At 38.5% G+C, this 18,844-nt stretch carries 19 protein-coding genes; 18 read left to right on the forward strand and 1 reads right to left on the reverse strand.

What is annotated here, in order from left to right:
* The first annotated feature begins 742 nt into the window (after positions 1-742).
* From DW739_RS10560 to DW739_RS10605, 9 genes are all read left to right on the forward strand, one after another.
* The gene (locus DW739_RS10560) at positions 743-1,003 is read left to right on the forward strand and encodes a hypothetical protein (protein ID WP_118743032.1); all 261 of its coding nucleotides are present in this window, start codon (positions 743-745) and stop codon (positions 1,001-1,003) included.
* A 313-nt stretch (positions 1,004-1,316) separates the two neighbouring features.
* A complete protein-coding gene (locus DW739_RS10570; RefSeq protein WP_118743034.1) occupies positions 1,317-1,643 on the forward strand; it encodes a hypothetical protein in 327 nt (108 codons plus the stop codon).
* Positions 1,644-1,784: 141 nt separating this feature from the next.
* Complete coding sequence (locus DW739_RS10575) at positions 1,785-2,510, forward strand: site-specific integrase (RefSeq protein WP_347560719.1); 726 nt, start codon at positions 1,785-1,787, stop codon at positions 2,508-2,510.
* A gap of 196 nt (positions 2,511-2,706) precedes the next feature.
* Entirely contained in the window at positions 2,707-3,618 is a 912-nt protein-coding gene (locus DW739_RS10580) for a hypothetical protein (protein ID WP_118743035.1), read from the forward strand.
* Positions 3,619-3,643: 25 nt separating this feature from the next.
* On the forward strand, positions 3,644-4,153 hold the full coding sequence (locus DW739_RS10585; protein ID WP_118743036.1) for a hypothetical protein: 510 nt from the start codon (positions 3,644-3,646) through the stop codon (positions 4,151-4,153).
* Between the two features lie 583 nt (positions 4,154-4,736).
* A complete protein-coding gene (locus tag DW739_RS10590) occupies positions 4,737-4,937 on the forward strand; it encodes a helix-turn-helix transcriptional regulator (RefSeq protein WP_118743037.1) in 201 nt (66 codons plus the stop codon).
* An 82-nt stretch (positions 4,938-5,019) separates the two neighbouring features.
* Entirely contained in the window at positions 5,020-7,539 is a 2,520-nt protein-coding gene (locus tag DW739_RS10595; RefSeq protein WP_118743038.1) for a DNA cytosine methyltransferase, read from the forward strand.
* The gene (locus DW739_RS10600) at positions 7,529-8,749 is read left to right on the forward strand and encodes a restriction endonuclease (RefSeq protein WP_118743039.1); all 1,221 of its coding nucleotides are present in this window, start codon (positions 7,529-7,531) and stop codon (positions 8,747-8,749) included. Before DW739_RS10595 ends, DW739_RS10600 begins: the two co-directional genes overlap by 11 nt.
* A gap of 318 nt (positions 8,750-9,067) precedes the next feature.
* Positions 9,068-9,733: a hypothetical protein gene (locus DW739_RS10605; RefSeq protein WP_118743040.1), complete on the forward strand. Its 666-nt coding sequence runs from the start codon at positions 9,068-9,070 to the stop codon at positions 9,731-9,733.
* Between the two features lie 164 nt (positions 9,734-9,897).
* Here DW739_RS10605 and DW739_RS10610 read toward each other — a convergent pair whose 3' ends face one another.
* The gene (locus DW739_RS10610) at positions 9,898-10,776 is read right to left on the reverse strand and encodes a hypothetical protein (RefSeq protein WP_118743041.1); all 879 of its coding nucleotides are present in this window, start codon (positions 10,774-10,776) and stop codon (positions 9,898-9,900) included.
* 142 nt (positions 10,777-10,918) lie between these two features.
* Between DW739_RS10610 and DW739_RS10615 the strand changes: the two genes are divergently transcribed.
* From DW739_RS10615 to DW739_RS10655, 9 genes are all read left to right on the forward strand, one after another.
* Positions 10,919-11,095: an excisionase family DNA-binding protein gene (locus DW739_RS10615; protein WP_015560864.1), complete on the forward strand. Its 177-nt coding sequence runs from the start codon at positions 10,919-10,921 to the stop codon at positions 11,093-11,095.
* 36 nt (positions 11,096-11,131) lie between these two features.
* On the forward strand, positions 11,132-13,441 hold the full coding sequence (locus tag DW739_RS10620) for a phage/plasmid primase, P4 family (RefSeq protein WP_118743042.1): 2,310 nt from the start codon (positions 11,132-11,134) through the stop codon (positions 13,439-13,441).
* A gap of 16 nt (positions 13,442-13,457) precedes the next feature.
* On the forward strand, positions 13,458-13,697 hold the full coding sequence (locus DW739_RS10625) for a hypothetical protein (protein ID WP_005612402.1): 240 nt from the start codon (positions 13,458-13,460) through the stop codon (positions 13,695-13,697).
* Positions 13,698-13,715: 18 nt separating this feature from the next.
* A complete protein-coding gene (locus DW739_RS10630) occupies positions 13,716-14,636 on the forward strand; it encodes a phage major capsid protein (protein ID WP_118743043.1) in 921 nt (306 codons plus the stop codon).
* Positions 14,637-14,719: 83 nt separating this feature from the next.
* The gene (locus DW739_RS10635; protein ID WP_347560721.1) at positions 14,720-14,920 is read left to right on the forward strand and encodes an excisionase; all 201 of its coding nucleotides are present in this window, start codon (positions 14,720-14,722) and stop codon (positions 14,918-14,920) included.
* A 109-nt stretch (positions 14,921-15,029) separates the two neighbouring features.
* A complete protein-coding gene (locus DW739_RS10640; protein ID WP_118281025.1) occupies positions 15,030-15,239 on the forward strand; it encodes an excisionase in 210 nt (69 codons plus the stop codon).
* On the forward strand, positions 15,239-16,519 hold the full coding sequence (locus DW739_RS10645; protein WP_118743045.1) for a site-specific integrase: 1,281 nt from the start codon (positions 15,239-15,241) through the stop codon (positions 16,517-16,519). Before DW739_RS10640 ends, DW739_RS10645 begins: the two co-directional genes overlap by 1 nt.
* Before the next feature lie 119 nt (positions 16,520-16,638).
* On the forward strand, positions 16,639-17,208 hold the full coding sequence (locus tag DW739_RS10650) for a hypothetical protein (protein ID WP_118743046.1): 570 nt from the start codon (positions 16,639-16,641) through the stop codon (positions 17,206-17,208).
* A 24-nt stretch (positions 17,209-17,232) separates the two neighbouring features.
* Entirely contained in the window at positions 17,233-18,729 is a 1,497-nt protein-coding gene (locus DW739_RS10655; protein ID WP_118743047.1) for a hypothetical protein, read from the forward strand.
* Positions 18,730-18,844: the final 115 nt, after the last annotated feature.

Below are 18,844 nucleotides of genomic sequence, written 5' to 3' on the forward strand. Positions count from 1 at the left end.
GCCAGAGATGAACTTGAAAAAAATAAGGATTCCATGAACGAACTTGAGTGGATTGGAAAAAATTTATAAAGCACACACCAAATTCCAGTTTGACGAACTGAATCCGAAAAACATTAGGGCGCAGAGGAGATAGAATCCTTTGCGTCCTTCCTTTTTATACAAGGGTTGACATCGTTACCAGGCTTGGTGCAGGGAGAATAATAATGGTTATGCAAGGACGGCCAAAGAGTTCCGGGAACAGCTTGTTGCACATATCGGAGGCACATTTGCTGATATTACGACTAGACAGAAGGGTAACACCTATTATAAAGACCTTACAATTACGCAGGAGACAAAAGAGTTGTATGCAAAAGAATATGGTTATGAGGAGACTGATTTCTTAGCTGGGTAGCAGTATGGGGGCAGAGGTAGCAGTACAGGTAGCAGTAATTTTCACAACTGCTACCCAATCAAAGCCAGTAAATACAAGGGTTTTTGGATATTGGTAGCAGAAGGTAGCAGACTTTTCAACTTCTAAGCCGAAAAATTAAACTTTAATGCAGAAATATATCGGTATATGAAAAAGAAGAATTGTGATTATTATTTTGTGAGAACTGCTACCCAAAGTTAATTACTGCTACCCGCAGATGAAGAAGGGAGAGAAGTGGATGTCAAGAAGGGACACAGCAATCCGGGCATTGTGTAAGAGCCTTGGAGAGGATTACAGAGAAAAACAATAAATTACGCAGGAGGAGTGAAAAACATGAAACACAGGATTTTTTATGGTTCGGATTTCAAATTAAATGATTCCGATAAAAAGATGTTTTCAAGAGATGGATATGAATGTAAGGCTTTATTGCAGGGGAAGTCTGGAATGCCAGTGGCAGTATCACAGAAAATGGACAAGGATTTTCCAATATGGAAAGTGCAGTATGGATTTTCGTGTCTGGTATTTCCGACTTATGAAGATGCAATGGACTTTTGCAGAGGGAGATTCACAAGAATAGATGGAAAGGCGGTGTAGAAAATGCAGACGATAAGATATCATCCGTTAATTGATGGAGACACAGATGGAAGGGAGAAAGTTCCGTTGTTTTTTTCAACGGACGGGGAGACAATCCTGCAGAATAGCAAACTGTATCTGTCGGAGATTATCCCTAATCATTACAGACTTTATTCGAAAGAATCAAAGAGCCGGAGGGAAACGGATCAAATGATAATTCATTGTCCGTTGTGTGGAGACACATTAAGACAGGTGATTCAAAACTACGATACAAATAAACTTGGGCTGTACACCTGTGACAGGTGCAGACGATAGAAAGAGGGAGGATTATATTATGGTATTTCCATTAGTAAAAATGAATAAGGAAGGAACCTTATTACAACCGACAAATTCATATTATTCAGAGGAGTATGCACAGCGAATGTGCGACTTATATCTGACGGATGAACTGAATCGGGATGAAACCGGGAAAATAAGGAAAACTTACAGACTTCATGCGAGTAAAGACCACAGCGAGGAGATGGCATTTGCTTATGAAATCCATTGCCCGAAGTGCGGAAATTATTTGAAACAGATTGGGAGACAGTTGACATTTAATACGCTGGGACTTTATAAGTGCCCTGTGTGTGACAGAAAGAAAGGGGGAAAAGAGTTATGGTAGATAACGTACAAATCACAGGAATATGATATTGAATTCTGGAATGCAATGAGAAATAAGGAAGTAAGAGGAGATATTCTTGCTAAAGGACGGGATATCAGTACGGGTACTTATAGCATGCCAACGGTTGCAGCCGGGAAGGTTATGAGTGAGATTGAAAAAGAATCTGATTTCAGAAAGATTGCAACAGTTATCCGTGCATATATGACTGGCTATAAACTCTTTGCGAAGGACTGTAAAGATAAAGCTGAGTTCGTAGCAGAAGGTGCTACAATTCCTGTTTATGAAGGCGCAGGGGATTTTAATGAAAATGCGATTGGAAAGAGAATAGTTAATATCGACCACCAGTTACAAAGAACATCGGATATGCGGTATATCATAGAAACTACAAAGACGGATGCCGGAACAAGGAAACTTCCCATTACAGAGGATGTAGCACAGATGTTTCAGGCAATCATTGAGGACAGAGTACCACCAAAGGTTGAAAAGGTGATTGATGGTTATAGCGGGTTTCTTTTCTACGATGAAAATGATATGCCTTTGGTGGCAATGCACTGGCAGCACCGATTCAATCACATGGTCGGCAGGTACAATGACATTTACCGGGTGCAGATGCCGAATATCACTCCTCATGTTTGTAGGCATACCTACTGCTCCAATATGGCAAAATCAGGAATGAACCCGAAGACACTGCAGTACCTCATGGGACATTCAGATATATCGGTTACGATGAATGTGTACACGCATATTGGCTTCGATGATGCGGAGGAAGAACTGAAACGGATGGAAGAGTTCAGAAAGGCACAGGCAGAGATAGAGAAGAAAAACGATACTAAAGCGGTATCGCAGAAAATGTTTAAAGTAGTGTAGCATTGTTACTCGGCAGAGACGCTCCGGTTATACTGGGGCGTTTTTTTTATGGAAAAATGATAAGGGTGACGATATAATATGTTAAGTAGCGAAAAGTAACTAGTGGTAGTATTGTGAGAAAGAGTTGCTTATCGTACTTGTGTAAAAAATGACAGGATAGATTTAGAATGATGTAGAATAGGAAGGTGTTGTTTGGATGGGTGTAACAAATAATGTTTCTATATATTTCCCGGTATATAAAAAAATAGAAAAGGAGATACAAGAATTAGCATCTGCTATATATTTTTGTGATGAGCAAAAGAATGTATTTTCGCTTGATATTGCAGATTTGATTGTTAGATGTCTAGTAGAAATAGAATCTATTGCAAAGGATATTTATAGAATAGAAAATGAGGTGGAACCAGATAATCCGGGTGAATGCTTTAAGTGGATGGAACAGAACTGGAATATATCAAAGAAAAAGGTGGTTGTTATTTCTCCATTTTTCCACTTCGATGAGATGAAGAGCTTTTTTCCATTTGATTATAAGAATAAGTCCGAAGAAGATTATTATTCTACATATAATGCAATAAAGCATGACCGAGTGAAGAATATCAGTAAGGCAACATTGTATACACTAGTTCGAGCGTTAGGTGCATTATACATATTAAATATTTATTTTAAAAATGATAGAATTCAGCTGAAGGATGATAATTATGCGGCACATGTAGATAGAACATTTGGTTCAGAAATTTTTTCAGTAGATATTGCGCCATGTAAAGATATTGTTGTATTGAGTTCTGAAAAAAATATAATACCAGAACAATGTATATACAAAATCATTAGAAAAGAATCAGATTATGCCTTTTCGTTATCTTATAAGAATCAATTTGGAGAGGTTTGCTCATCCAGTTTGGTTATGACTAATAAAGAATTTCAAGATTATGCAGCATCATGTGTAGGAAAGGGAATATGTACCGAGGAGTTTTGGGATTTTGTGGCAAAATTTTCGGGTATGACGGCCGAAAATTTTAAGGTAGGCTTCTTGAAAAATAATAAAGTTAGTGAGTTTATATCTGTGAGAGCGTATAAAATGAAAGCAACTTTCTGGGCTGAGTTGAATAAATAAAGTGAGAGTAGGAACGAGGATAATTATGGCAAATTCAAATCAAACATTAAAATGGATAAACAGCCTTGAGGATAATAAGATTATATTTGATGCTGGAATTATTGATGGCTCGAAGAACAGAGGTATTTATGGTATTTTTGCGATTGATATTATTAAAGGAACTGAATATTGTGCGTATGTTGGAAGAGCAGTTAATATTTATTCAAGATTTTTAATCGGTAAAGAAGCGCATTTTGTTAAGCTGAGAAAAGGTGAATTAAAGAATAATAAAATTATAGAAGCATTAAATGATAAGTGTAAAAGAATAGAAGTACGTGTGCTTGAACCGATAGAGTTCAAGTATGTAGACTATTGCAGGGATACACAATTAATGGCTTCGAGAGAGTGTTATTATATAGACTATTATCAAGCGCTAAATCAATGTTTAGAGCAATATCCAGATGGAAGTAATATTAGAAGGGAAGTGTGGAAAGAAGAAAAAATCCTTAGTAGTAAGAATTCTCCTTTTACTACTATTTCTACTACTAACAGGTAGTCACAACTTGCTCCATCTTGCCGTATTCTGCCAAGATGACAGGTTAAGAACACATTTTACAAACATCTGGAATTCCTTGCAAAACAGGGCATTTCCGGGCAAATTGAGGAGAATGATAACAATGATAAAAATACTTTTCATCTGCCACGGCACTCCAGTTTTATGATAATGCATACCTTCGCAGACTGGGGCAGAGTACGGCATAATATGGCAGAAAGCCTTGGGATTACTACGGTTTAGACTACTAAGGCTCATGACTGCAAGTGGGATAAAGGCAAAGATGTTGGGAGGATTTTTTAGTAGTAAGGGACTACTTACAGGCAATGTAGTAGATTTTTATTGATGGAGATGTGGAAAAATTATAAAAAGTATTGCATGTTTATTGAGGGTTGGATATACTAAATGCAACAGAGTTGCCCGATGCTCTTGTGGCGTTGGGGACCAAGCTGAGACTTGTGCTCAGCTTTTTTACGTTAAAGAGAGTTTTTGTAAAATATTGAAGAACTCAAATTCTGATTGAGATTTGAATGACTATATGATAAAATAAAGAATAATTTTTTATTTCGGTATAGGAGAAAAAACTATGTCAGTAAGTTACAATAGGCTTTGGAAACTTTTGATTGATAAGAATATGAGTAAGACACAGCTTATAAAGGATGCTAAGATTAGCACAAATGCAATGGCTCATTTAGGAAAAAATGAGGATGTGCGTGTAGAAGTGCTAGTTAAAATATGTGGAGTGCTTAATTGTAGCATGGATGATATCATGGAGATAAAAGATTGATTGTCTGAGTCCAGCTTATTGATCCAATAACGGAGTAAAATTATATACATGTTATTGGAAAGACTAAAAAGAGGTGATTTATATGCTAAAAGACAAAAGCTTGACGTATATCTCGTTGTTTAGTTGTGCAGGTGTTGGATGCTACGGTTTTAAGCAAGAGGGTTTCCATTGCATTGCAACGAATGAACTTGTAGATAGAAGATTAGCAGTACAGAGAGCTAATAATAAGTGTGAATTTGAATCCGGATATATAAGTGGAGATATTACACTTGAAAGCACCAAAAAGAAGATTTATGCAGAAATACATAGATGGAAAAAAATGGGTAATGACAAGGTGGATGTGGTAATGGCTACACCTCCTTGCCAAGGAATCAGTGTAATAAATCATAAGAAAAATGATAAAGATATTCAAAGAAATAGCTTAGTAATAGAATCGTTAGAAATCATTGAGAAGATAAAACCAAGGATTTTTATTTTAGAGAATGTTCAGGCATTTGAAAAAACATTTTGTGTTACAGATAAAAATGAAGTAATGCGTATTGGAGATTATATCAGAAAACGTTTAGGTGATGAATATACCATTTCGAGCCGGATTTTGAATTTTATGAATTATGGTTCAAATTCGTCAAGAACCAGAACATTGGTTATCGGTGTGCATAATAAGTATAGAAATAATATTTCACCATATGATTTATTCCCCCAATATAGAAAAGAAAAAACATTACGAGAAGTTATTGGTAGTTTCCCAAGACTTGAATGGGGGGAAATTTCACAGGATGATTTCTATCATGCATTTCGAACATATGATGAGAAAATGCGTCCGTGGATTCATGACTTGAAAGAGGGTGAATCTGCATTCGACAATGAGGATATAAAGAAACGACCGCATAGAGTTATTAACGGTAAAATTGTAGAAAATGTAAAAAAGAATAGGGATAAGTACACACGGCAAAAATGGGATAGATTTGTTCAGTGTGTGCATACGAGAAATGATCAGTTGGCGGCACAAAATACTGTGCATCCAGATCAGGATAGAGTTTTTTCTATACGAGAATTAATGGAAATGATGACAGTTCCACATAACTTTAGATGGATGGACAGGTCATTGGAAGAATTAAATCAGTTAAGTATTACTGAAAAGAGAAGGATATATAAAGAACACGAGGTTAATATTAGGCAATGCTTGGGTGAGGCTGTTCCTACTGCGGTAGTGAAACAAATTGCTCATAATATTTCTAATGAACTTTCTAAGAAGAGATATGAGTCAGTTGCAATAGGTACTGTGATAAAGGAGTATCAGCTAACAGATAAGAAAGAATTAAAAAAGTTTATTTTATCTGATCCATTGCAATTAGGAATATCAGGACTACAGAGAGTGGTAGAATTATGTAATGCAAAACGCAATGAAAATGCAGCGTTTTATACTAATAAATTTATGATTAGTGAAATAATGGATGCCTTACCGGAATTTTCGAACGAGACACTTAGAATTATTGAACCATCGGTAGGAGCTGGTAGCTTTTTGCCTTTATTAATTGCTAAATATGCGTATGTGCCTAATGTGCTAATAGATGTCATTGACATTGATAAAGATAGTATCGATATTTTAAAAGTCTTAATTTCAAAAATGTATATTCCTAACAATGTGCATATTAACATTATATGCAAAGACTTTTTGAAATTTGATGCAAATGAAAGGTATGATTTGGCTGTTGGAAACCCACCTTATGCAAATCTGAAAGATAAGTCAAAGGAAATGCAGCAAAGGTTGGCAGAAAATGTAAATACGGAAACAAATAATTTAGCGGAATTTTTTTTGGAAAAATGTTTAAGAATAGCTGACTATACCGCTTTGGTTCTAAACAAGACTATATTGTCCAGTGGTGAATATAAGCCAACACGTGAACTTTTGAAAAAGGTCTGCATTGATAAGATTATTGATTTTGGACGTTACGGTTTCAGTGAACTTTCAATTGAAACAATCGCATTAATGATTGATGTCAAAAGAAAACCGGGAAAGACTTTTATAAAAAATCTGAAATACAATATTTTCTTAAATCAAAAACAAGAATATATTACAGATTCACAATTTCCATATTACATTATATATAGGAATGATGAATTTGATGCAGTTGCTGATAAATTGGAGTTTGGCATTTTCGATGTATTTAGAGATAGGCAGATCACAAAGAAAAATACTGTTTCTAAAAATGAAGAAAATTGCATAAGAGTAATAAAAGCAAGAAATATTTTGGATGATGGGACAGTAGTTGATATACCGGGATATGATATGTTTATAAATTATAAGAACAATCAGCGATTGACAGCAATGCAGTATGTTAATGATATGTCGATTTATTTAACACCTAATATGACATATAAACCGAGAGTAATTCGTAATGTCAAGAATGTTGTTCCGGATGGCTCGGTTGCAGTTTTATGGCCTAAAGATGGTAGAAATATTTCAGATGAACAGTTGAGTTTTTTTGCAACAGATGAGTATAGAAAATTTTATTTTGTTGCACGAAATATGTCTACACAATCTATTAATGTAGATAAAACAAGTGTATTTTTTTACGGAGTGAGGAAAGATGACGAATAATCTGATAAAACAATTTTTGGATGAACATGATTATGATGTGAGGAAAACACATAATGGAAGATGGATAGACCAGAAGTGTATTTATGATGAAGTATGTTTTGTGTCTGACTGTATAGTAGACTATTTGTTAAATGGCGGGAAAGAACCATTTACATCACCACTTATATGGCATCAAGATTATTCTATTAAAAATGTCATGCATGTTTTTGGTAAACCGGATCCTACAACAGATACCGTAATTGATGAATATAATAAATTTTTTCGTCAACCAATGAAGATGTTAGCTGCAGCAGGAGTTTTAAAAGAAGAAAAGAAAGGTATTACTATATATTTTTCTGTAGAGAATAGGGACATGCTTGAACATATTGCTTTGAGAGAAAGAAATGCTTTTGATTTTATGTGCCTATATATAGAAAAAGTTTTGAAAGATAGTGGAATATGGGATCCGTTTGCTTCGTTTTTTGATGAGCAAACGAATGAACAATATGATAACTTAAAAGCACGTTTTTCAGAATTTTGTATCGAAAATACTCCAATAGGTACGGAGGTAGAGGCTAATAGAATTTTTACAACAATATTGAATCAATTGGCGTGTAATTATCATAAAAAAGGCACTGCGCGTGGTAAGATGTCAAAAACAATAATAACTTTGGATAAGATAGCATATAACAAGCCTAATTGGTATGACAATCTTACTGGGAAAGAAAAGAATGTTTCCAGAAGAGATTTCAGTGAAATGGATGAAAGCACGGTTGCTGATAATACATATGATTATATGGTGACAAGAGCGATGCGAAATCTTCGTGACTTCATTGAAAGATATTATAATAATGAACCGGAAGTTATTGATAGATATTCAATAGGACAAAAACAAAGTGCTATACACCATATTTTTCCTAAGAGTAGTTTTCCTCGTATTGCTATGTATATTGAAAATCTTATAGCATTAACTAGTGCACAGCATTTACAGGAAGCGCATCCAGGAGGAAATACAAGGAAAATTGATAAAGATTTTCAGTATACATGCTTGATTTGTAAAGCGGATCGTATAAAGAAGAATATTGAGGGAGAAGCAGGAATACCAGTTAAGTACAGTTTTAGCGATTTTATGTTTGTGCTAGATGTTGGACTTTCAACAGATTATTTTGAACAACTTGAAGAAAATGATTTTAATGCTGTGTTGGCAGGCATCGAAGCAAACTATTCATAAAGGAAGGGGGATCCAAATCTCTACAACCTTTCTGCCTGAAGACCGATGGCCCCCTTCGTGCGAATTTTCGCAGAATTAAACAGGGGGGATACCCACAGAATCCATATTATATGAAAATTTCCGCAGAATACCGCTTCTTTAGCCGATTTTGTTTTGCTGGATAATACCGAAATACGCATAAAAACCGTGTGTAAAACGATGGAAAAAGCACAGTTTTTATGCATATTTTCTGACAGAAATATAATCAGAAATGTCTTGCTATTCTGTGTTGTCAGAGTGATATATGTACTACCGAAAAAAGAAAGGCAGGTACATATTATGAAAAATGGAATCAGATTTACACTGGAACCAAAGCAAAGACCAAAACTGGCGAAGGAGATTGGCAAAATACTCGGAACAGCACCGCATTATGAGCGGGTGCCAAGCTGTGCATACGATATTGCAGGATACAGGCTGGACAAAGAGGGCGTGCTGCACATCCCGGAGGGAGTAGCGGTAGAAATGGTGGAACACTTAATTCGCCAGTTATGGGAACATGGGTTTCAGGACGATATGGAAATAACGGAAGAAGTGCCAGTGCAACAGGATAAGCTGACAATAGCGATTCTGAAAGAGAGCCTTACGGATACGGCATTGGAAAATTTACAGAAGATTATAGCAAATAAGCAGATGCTTTTTCAACGCGCATTTCAGACGGACAGCACAGAGATTGAAATTACAGATGAAAAAATAAATTTCACATGGTTTCCATACACAGTGGATGGAGATGATATTGCAGCCTACACGCAATTTATCTCAAGGCTGTGTGATATGGCAAGAGATGCAAAAAGGGTATCATCAAAGCCGACCGAAACGGACAATGACAAATATGCTTTCCGCTGTTTTCTGCTCAGACTTGGCTTTATCGGAAAAGAGTATAAGACAGCGAGAAAGATTCTGCTTAGAAATCTTATGGGAAATTCAGCATTCCGCTGCGGAGAATAAGGATAAAATGACATGGGGTGTCGGTGCAGACCGATGCCCTTTTTCTATGGAAAAAACAGTTGGGGCAACTTGTGGCAGATGATTTAGGTTATTCTTATAGAGCCTATATAGAAAATAACCTATATTACTTGCCACATCTTGCCCCAGTGTGAAAACAGCCGTGGTCACGCCCAGCGGTTATCATTTTCTTCCTGTATCTTTCTGCGATAAGCAGTGCGGGATTTTCTGCGGTTTCGTTCCTTTTTGCATTCTGGATTGTCACAGTATTTTTGGCGGTTTCCGTTTTTGATGAACAGACGGCCACAGCACTCACAAGTGGCAACGCCCACACGGTCGGCATAAGCAATGGGGTAATCTGTAGGGATAGATACATATTGCGATAGGGCGAAACGGGCAGTGTCAAAAACAGAGTGGAAATCCGGCATAACCTTCAATTCTCCATTTTCATCCAGTCCCAACTTCATAGTTACGCCATTCATTTTATTTAGGTAAGCTGATATTTTACCGAGGTGTTTCTGCATAGGAAACGAATTAAAATCTGCAAATTCATTCGTCCATGTGATCTGCGCAAGATCTGTGGAAACGTCAAGCCGTTCCAGACATTTTTTGAACATCAGGATGACAAGGGTATCCCGATACAGGCTTTCGAGATCTTTCCGCATGGTGTGAACATCAAAAGTGAAATTACCAAGAATGTTAGTGGAAAAATCCCAGTATTCCGTATCCTTTTCAATATCCCAACGATATTCTTCGATGTCCTCAGAGGCATAGTAGGGGTGTGCGTACTGCTGACACCAAGAAATGATATCATCGGCAGCAGTGTAGTCATCTTTTCCACGGATACTCTGGTACAGGTTATTCAGAGAAAGCCAGAGCTCATTTCCGTCCAAGCCGTATCCACGGTTGAGTTTCGGAACATCGCCCTTGCCCAGACAGGCGGTGATTACGATTTTTCCATTCTGTTCTGTCTTTTCATAGTATTTGAAAGTTGCGGTCAGCCGTGCATCCGCACTCATTTTCCCCAAACTGAAATCTTCGTTCATATTCTACCTCCATTCTTACCGATAGAACTTGCTTTCGGTACGAGTTTTTACCAATAGAAAATAGTCTTTGGTAACATTATAAAGTATACTGTGATAGAAAACAAGAGCAATTCATGTTTGGAATGCAGAGAGGAGGATGGCTATGGATAAAGTCACGATGAGCGTACAGGAAATGGCAATGCAGATGGGAATCAGCCTGAGCAAAGCGTATGCACTGACCAGAGAAGCGGATTTTCCAATCGTCCGTGTAGGCAAGCGGGTATTGGTTCCTGTTTCCGAATTTAAGGTGTGGTTATCGGCAAGAGCCACGGAGAAATGATACGTCAGAAAATAAGCGGGGAAGGAGGAGCACAGAATGTATGAGAAACTTCCGGAACAGTTGAAAAAAGACGGACGGTTCTGTCTGTGGAAATATGAAGAAAGAAACGGACGCATGACAAAAGTGCCGTATCAGACAAATGGCAGAAAAGCGAGCAGTGCCGATAAAAATACCTTTTCGGATTTTCGATTGGCAGTCAATGCAATGGATGGTTATGACGGAATCGGTATGGGTGCATTTGATGATTTCTGCATGGTAGATATCGACCATTGCGTGTTTGGTGGAAAGATGACGCAGATGGTAGAAGACATCGTGGAGAGAATGGACTCCTATACAGAATTCAGCCCCTCCGGCACGGGAGTCCGCATAGTATGTAAGACATCTTCCCTGTCTTATGATACGGGCAGATATTACATCAATAATCAGAAACTTGGTCTGGAAATCTATACAGCAGGTGTAACAAAGAAATTCTGTACTCTGACAGGAAATGTGATCCGCAACCGTGGTGTTGAGGAGCGAAGCACTGAAATTGGGGAAATACTGGAAACTTATATGCTCCGTCCGATTTCTAAGAAAAAGAACGATGTACAGGATATTCCCGGCAGTTATCTGTCCGATGATTCCGTGGTCCGCTTGGCATCGGATTCCAGACAGGGCGAAAAGTTCAAAGCCTTGTGGAATGGAGAAATACTGGAAGGAAAATCCCACAGCGATGCGGATATGTCGCTTGCAAGTATCCTTGCATTCTGGTGTGGCGGTGACACAGGGCAGATGGACAGACTGTTCCGAAAATCGGGATTGATGCGGAGCAAGTGGGACCGTGTGCAGAGTGGCTCAACCTACGGCGCATTGACGATGGAAAAGGCAGTGGCACAGGCATTGGATTTCTACCGACCTTATGCAAGGACATCAGCAGAGAGTGATTTTGATGATATGTTGCAGAAGCTGATAGAACTGAATGTGTCGGATAACAGCAGATACCCGTGGAATGACAACGGCTCAGGCAGATTGTTTGCTGATGTGTATAAAGATATCGCAAGGTATGTGCCGGAAAGGAAAAAGTGGTATGTGTATGACGGAACCCGGTGGATTCCGGACATTGGCGGACTGAAAACAATGGAGCTTGCAAAATCCCTTGCGGACAGTCTGGTCAGATATGCCCTGACAATTACCGATGAACGTATAAGAAAGGACTATCTGGAATATTCTGCGAAATGGCAGAGCCGGAATTACCGTAACACGTATATCAGTGATGCCCAGAGCGTGTATCCGATTGCAATGTCTGAGTTTGACCGCAATGTTTATTACCTGAACTGTCAGAACGGAACACTGGATCTGCAGATGGGAGAGTTCCATCCGCATACACCACAGGACAAGCTGACCAAGATTGCAGGGGCGGCCTATGATCCGAATGCAAAGAATCCACGTTTTACCAGATTTGTTTCAGAGGTGATGAGTGGGGATACGGAGAAAGCAAGGTTCATGCAGAAAAGCCTTGGTTATGGTCTGACAGGTGATACCCGCTATGAATGTATGTTTTTCTACTACGGTGCAACCACCAGAAATGGGAAAGGGACTCTGATGGAAAGCACACTTCATGTGATGGGAGATTACGGTTTGACTGTCCGACCGGAAACGATTGCTGCAAAACCGTCTGCCAACAGCCAGAACCCGACAGAGGATATTGCACGTCTTGCCGGAGTGCGGTTCGCCAATATCTCAGAGCCAAGGCGGGGATTGGTGCTGAATGAAGCACAGATCAAAAGCATGACGGGAAATGATACACTGAATGCCAGATTCCTGCATGAAAACAGTTTTGATTTTAAACCACAGTTCAAGTTGTATGTAAATACAAATTATCTTCCGGCTATTACGGATATGACACTGTTTTCGAGCGGACGTATCGTAATCATTCCCTTTGACAGACATTTTGAGGAATGGGAGCAGGAACAGAATCTGAAAGCAGAATTTTCCAGGCCGGAGGCAGCAAGTGCCATCTTAAACTGGCTGATTGAAGGCTACACCATCTTGAAAGAAGAAGGTTTCGCTCAGCCAAAAGCAGTAAAAGATGCCACTATGTCCTATCAGCATGACAGCGATAAGATGGAACTTTTTGTGGAGGAATTCCTGGAACAGGAGAAGGATGCGGAATGCCGGACATCGGCAGTGTATCAGGCATACCGAAACTGGTGCAATGACAATGGATATTTTGCGGAGAACAGCCGGAATTTTAACCAGGCACTTCGTACAATCGGTACGGTAGTCCGCAAGCGTCCGAGGGATGGTGGAGAAAAAACCACACTTTTAACAGGATATCGGCTCTTGTGCAGAGATTTCCTCTGCTGAGAAAAAGGAGGTATACATGGGAAAACAGAAAGCAGCACCACCGATGCGGTTTGAACCATCGGATTTTTCAACAGACAAGTACAGATGTGTGAATGTCATCAATTTAAGGGACAGATGCCCGGTCATTATTATGGCAAGCGAATCCTGTGACCCGCCTTATTACCGTGTGGTTGACGGGTCATTGGAGATGTTTTATCTGTCCTATTCTGAAGCAGTGGATTATTGCAGACAGAGTGGTTATATGACACAAAAATAATTTTTCAGGAGGTTTATTATGATTGACAGTACAGCTTATTATAACGATTTTTGGAACGAAATGAGAGGAAAACAGGCAGTTACGGACAGCCTTTATAACAACCGTGAAAGCAAGACAAATGCGTACCATCTGCCCGGAGAATCAAATAAAAAATATACGGCAGTACTACGGAAAGAAAGTGCAGTCCGTCAGCTGGCAACCGTTGTGAATGCGACCAGAAGTGACAGCCGTCTTTGGACATTTGACTGTGAAGGTCAGGCTGAATGGGGCGATATGGTCAATCTGGAGGGCATGGATAACGAGGACGATTTTCAGAGATTTGAAGTACAGGCATACCGATTGTCTGAGCTTGTCAGACTTGGATTGGAGTTCGCTTCTGACCAGTCCTTTGCCATAGAGGATTATGTAATCGGGAAAATGGCACGTTGTTTTGGCACAAGCGAGGAACAGGCGTTTATCAACGGAACAGGGGAAAATCAGCCGACAGGTATTCTGCACGCCACTGACGGAGCAGAAACGGGCGTGACGGCAGAGAGTGATTCTGCTATCAGCTATGATGAAATCATCAAACTGTATCTGTCCGTGGATAAGAAATACCGTAAACATGGTACATGGCTTATGAATGACGAAACGGCTCTGGCACTCCGTACCCTCAAAGATTCAGCCGGAAACTATCTGTGGAAGGAAAGTGATGAAACGATTTTCTCAAAACCTGTGCAGATTGTTGATTCCATGCCGTCTATCGGAAAGGGGCAGAAAGTAATCGCATTTGGAGATTTCAGCAATTACTGGCTCGTTCAGCGTTTTCCGCTGACTATCCGCACACTGAAAGAAAAGTTTGCCATGCGTGGACAGGTAGGATATCTGGGATGTGAGTATCTGGATGGAAAGCTGATCCGTAAGGATGCAGTCAAGGTATTTCAGATGGCAGCAGACTAAGCAGTTGGGTCTGTGGAAATACTGCAGCCCGTATGGAAGGAGGATTGCACATGGCAATAGAAAAACATGATATTTCTGGCAGTATGGAAAATACAATTGTCCCTGTAAAGGAAAAGTATACGCTCACAATCAAGGAGGCTGCAGCTTATTTTAATATTGGCATTAAAAAGATGAGAAGGATTGCAGAGGATAACCTTGGAACTGTGGCAGTTTATTGTGGAAACAGGTTCTTGATTATCCGTCCGAAGTTTGAGGAATTTATCCTTAATTCATCAGAAATATAATTCCTTTTATCTGCCGAAAGTAGTTGCTATTTCTGGGGAGTAGAGCGAATATACGATGAACCAATTAAACCCTTGAAAACAGCCACTTTCGGCAGAAAGGAAGTGTATTATGGCAAGACCAAATTTAGCAGAAAAGGATATATTGAACCCTTCGGAGGCAATTGACTATTTTGTCCTGAGCCGAAGAAAGTTTTATGATTTATTGAAAAATACGGATGGTGAGGATTTCTTGGCATACTACGGAGAGCGCAAGCTGATTCTCCGTGTTGCATTTGAAAAATATCTGCTGCACCATCCAGAGTTGAGGAGGCGAGGCTAATGGCAAAGGCAGGAAGAGGAGAGACAAGACGGGATTCCAAACGCAGAGTGCTGCGACCGGGAGAGAGCGTAAGAGCAGATGGAAAATATCAGTATAAATATCATATTGATGGAAAACCACATTTTGTATACAGTTGGAAACTGGAACCTACGGACAAACTTCCCAAGGGCAAAAAACCATGTCTTTCTCTCAGGGAGTTAGAAAAGCAGGTAAACACAGATTTAGATTTGCTTGTGAATATCGTAGACGGACAGATGACAGTCTGTGAACTGGTAGACCGATATTTGAAAACAAAGACAGGAGTAAGGCAAAGCACGAAACAGGGATATGTAACAGTGCAGAGATTACTTGCGAAGGAAGCATTTGGCAAAAAGATGATACGAAGTGTGAAAACATCCGATGCAAAGCTGTTTCTTATAAAATTGCAACAGGAAGATGGGAAAAGCTACAGTTCCATTCATACCATCCGGGGAGTGCTGCGACCAGCCTTTCAGATGGCGGTGGATGATGACATTCTGGTAAAGAATCCTTTCGGATTTCAGCTTGCCGGAGTATTGGTAAATGATGCAGTTACAAGAGAGGCAATCACAAAAGACCAGATGAGAAAGTTCCTAAAGTTTGTGCATGACGATGTGGTGTATTGCAAATATTATGAAGTGGTGTACATACTCTTTCATACGGGAATGCGAATATCAGAATTTTGTGGCTTGACGCTGAAGGACATTGATCTTGTGAACAGAACTGTAAATATTGACCACCAGTTGCAGAGAACATCAGATATGCGGTACATCATAGAAACCACAAAAACGGATGCTGGAACAAGAGTATTGCCAATCACAGAGGATGTGGCACAGATGTTTCAGGCAATCATTGAGGATAGAAATGCACCAAAAGTGGAAAAATCCATAGACGGATATAGTGGATTCCTATTTTACGATGATAATGGAATGCCACTTGTTGCAATGCATTGGCAGCACCGCTTCAATCATATGGTTGGCAGATACAATGACGTTTACCGGGTGCAGATGCCAAATATCACGCCTCATGTATGCCGACACACCTATTGTTCGAATATGGCAAAATCGGGAATGAATCCCAAGACACTGCAGTACCTCATGGGGCATTCGGATATATCAGTCACAATGAATGTGTACACACATATTGGATTCAATGATGCAGAGGAAGAACTGAAACGGATAGAAGAGTTTAGGAAAGCACAGACAGAGGTTGAACAGAAAAAAGAGAAGCCTATGTCGCACAAGATGTTTAAGGTAATTTGATATAGAAGATGGATGACGCTCCGGTATGGCTGGGGCGTTTTTTCTATGGAAAAGAAGTGAAAATGACGATATAATATAATGAAAGTTCTATGAGAAAAATGCACTTGAGGAGATATATCATGGGAGAATTTTTAATTAAAATTTTTGAGCTGTTATTGGGAGAAAATAAAGAAAAAAGGCAATATAGGTTATTTCATCTAAAATCCGTAACTTTTTTGTGGTTGATTTTGATTTTGTTTACCAGTAGGGTTTGGAATGTGCAGAAGTGTATTAAAGGTCTGATAAGCGAGAAAATACAAAGTATAATTTTAGATATTGCAAGAATTGGGGCACATTTATTTACAAGTTTGGTAATCATAGCATTCGTAATATTTGTTATTGCAGCAATTATTTATGAAATTATGTATAAAGTGTCTAATAATAATGAAAGAATAGATTATTTTCACAGGCTTAGGATAGGGGCATCATTCCGTTTTTCAAGCAGCCTTGAAAATGTTCTAATATTTCTAATGATGGGTTATGTTTTTGATAATAATTTTGTAAATGAATACACGGCTATTTATTCTCAATATTTATGGATATGTATATTTATTGCATGTGGGGTTGAATTTGTTTTTTCAAGTTCAATAGGTATTCTTAATAGATTTTTTGTGTTTTGGTCCCCATTAGATAAAAAAGATAAAGATTAGCATTATAGGATAGGAGTGAAAAATATGGAAGTGGATATAATTGTTCTTCCTAAGGATGGAAGCAAGCAAAAATTACAGATGGGAATGAAACAGGCAGTAAAAAATGTATTTAAGAAACTGTATAATAATCTTCAAGACGAAAATTTTGAGTTTGATTTAAATGAAGAGTGTGTAAATGTAAAATATCAGTTGTCGACAAAAAATGCTAATATGGTATTTGTAAAATTTGAATGCGAATATACATCGGCTAAATCAGCAAGGGTTTTGGACTGTTGTATAAATAAACTAATACAGGGAGAGCACAGAAAAGATTGGAATATTGTAATTACATATGATGAGGTCTCACAGTTGTATTGTTGTAAGTTAATGCCGCTATTTGGAATTTTTGAACGAAGAACTCGAGAATTAGTTTATATTACCGTTATAAAAATATTTGGAGTGGGATGGTATGAAAAATCCTTTAGTGAAAGTTTGCAAAATACATTGAAGGGTAAGGGGAATAAAACAAAGTTAGTAGAAGGTGCATTAAATGAATTGACGTATGAACAACTTAAAGAATATCTTTTTGTGCCGTTCAGTAGTCAAAATTTGTCAGAGGTATTAGAAAGTGAACTGGCGAAAGAACATATTCAAAGTTGGTCAAAAGAAGAGATGACAAGCATAATTGATAAATGTCGAAGTGTTTCCTTGTGGGACAGGTTCTTTGGGCAATATAAAAAATTTCAAAATTTCAAAGAAAAAATTGAAGAGTTGCAACCATACAGAAATACAGTTATGCACCATAAAAGGATAACACAACAAGAATATGAAAAGGTTAGAAAATCATTAAAAGCTGTTAATAAACTTTTGGTAGATGCTATTAATGTGTTAGAAGAGGATATATATACGGAAACACACTTGGTAGATGTTGTTTCAGCATTGGGAAATGTAATTTCTAATATTCTTGGAGATTATGTTCCAAAGTGGGTAGAAAGTATGAAATCTGCATTAGCATCATTTGGTAGAGTTGTTATTGAGGCTGCAATGCCACAGATAAATATCCCAGATATAATGCCTCAATTAACATTAGGCGCAGAATTGTCTCAGCATTTTCAAAGCGTATATAATGTGCCGCAAATTGGTAGCTCTGCAATGGCAGCGGCTAAGGCGTTATATCATAGTTCTGGAATGAAGATGGCAAGTGAAATGGCAGCACAGGCTAGTCGACTACCGACAATGCCCGAAATAACAGGAATTAATAATATTATGGCGACTACGGATGCTCTTAATATCCCTGCAGCAAGAATAGCAAGCGAAATGGCGGCACAAGCCAATAGTATAAAAGCTATGTGTAAAATGCCTGCAATCGAAAGTATGACTGCAACAGCAGACACGCTGAATTCTTATGGCAAATTATTTTCGGACGAAATGGAAGAAACATATAGTAGAATCTCAGGGGATTTAGAGGCTGCTCGGTTAATAGAAAACGCTGAAGAAAAGAAGAAAGTGAATTCGGATGTTCCTACTGATGAAAAGCCTTAGTAGTAGGAAGTTTGATTTTACTACCAACTTTACTACTAACAGCCCGCAACAACTTGCTCAATCTTGCCCTATTTTGCCAAGATGCCAGTCAAAACACACATTTTACAAATCCCCG

Origin of the sequence: Clostridium sp. AM28-20LB (genome assembly GCF_003480665.1) — a bacterium.
Lineage (GTDB): Bacteria > Bacillota > Clostridia > Lachnospirales > Lachnospiraceae > Otoolea > Otoolea fessa.

Excerpts from the sequence above, each read along its gene's own strand:
- DW739_RS10615 (WP_015560864.1), top strand. The coding sequence starts at position 10,919 with ATGGATAAAGTCACGATGAGCGTACAGGAAATGGCAATGCAGATGGGA.
- DW739_RS10580 (WP_118743035.1), top strand. The coding sequence starts at position 2,707 with ATGGGTGTAACAAATAATGTTTCTATATATTTCCCGGTATATAAAAAA.
- DW739_RS10560 (WP_118743032.1), top strand. The coding sequence starts at position 743 with ATGAAACACAGGATTTTTTATGGTTCGGATTTCAAATTAAATGATTCC.
- DW739_RS10625 (WP_005612402.1), top strand. The coding sequence starts at position 13,458 with ATGGGAAAACAGAAAGCAGCACCACCGATGCGGTTTGAACCATCGGAT.
- DW739_RS10600 (WP_118743039.1), top strand. The coding sequence starts at position 7,529 with ATGACGAATAATCTGATAAAACAATTTTTGGATGAACATGATTATGAT.
- DW739_RS10570 (WP_118743034.1), top strand. The coding sequence starts at position 1,317 with ATGGTATTTCCATTAGTAAAAATGAATAAGGAAGGAACCTTATTACAA.
- DW739_RS10640 (WP_118281025.1), top strand. The coding sequence starts at position 15,030 with ATGGCAAGACCAAATTTAGCAGAAAAGGATATATTGAACCCTTCGGAG.
- DW739_RS10610 (WP_118743041.1), bottom strand. The coding sequence starts at position 10,776 with ATGAACGAAGATTTCAGTTTGGGGAAAATGAGTGCGGATGCACGGCTG.
- DW739_RS10590 (WP_118743037.1), top strand. The coding sequence starts at position 4,737 with ATGTCAGTAAGTTACAATAGGCTTTGGAAACTTTTGATTGATAAGAAT.
- DW739_RS10620 (WP_118743042.1), top strand. The coding sequence starts at position 11,132 with ATGTATGAGAAACTTCCGGAACAGTTGAAAAAAGACGGACGGTTCTGT.
- DW739_RS10645 (WP_118743045.1), top strand. The coding sequence starts at position 15,239 with ATGGCAAAGGCAGGAAGAGGAGAGACAAGACGGGATTCCAAACGCAGA.
- DW739_RS10585 (WP_118743036.1), top strand. The coding sequence starts at position 3,644 with ATGGCAAATTCAAATCAAACATTAAAATGGATAAACAGCCTTGAGGAT.
- DW739_RS10655 (WP_118743047.1), top strand. The coding sequence starts at position 17,233 with ATGGAAGTGGATATAATTGTTCTTCCTAAGGATGGAAGCAAGCAAAAA.
- DW739_RS10650 (WP_118743046.1), top strand. The coding sequence starts at position 16,639 with ATGGGAGAATTTTTAATTAAAATTTTTGAGCTGTTATTGGGAGAAAAT.
- DW739_RS10575 (WP_347560719.1), top strand. The coding sequence starts at position 1,785 with ATGAGTGAGATTGAAAAAGAATCTGATTTCAGAAAGATTGCAACAGTT.
- DW739_RS10605 (WP_118743040.1), top strand. The coding sequence starts at position 9,068 with ATGAAAAATGGAATCAGATTTACACTGGAACCAAAGCAAAGACCAAAA.
- DW739_RS10595 (WP_118743038.1), top strand. The coding sequence starts at position 5,020 with ATGCTAAAAGACAAAAGCTTGACGTATATCTCGTTGTTTAGTTGTGCA.
- DW739_RS10630 (WP_118743043.1), top strand. The coding sequence starts at position 13,716 with ATGATTGACAGTACAGCTTATTATAACGATTTTTGGAACGAAATGAGA.
- DW739_RS10635 (WP_347560721.1), top strand. The coding sequence starts at position 14,720 with ATGGAAAATACAATTGTCCCTGTAAAGGAAAAGTATACGCTCACAATC.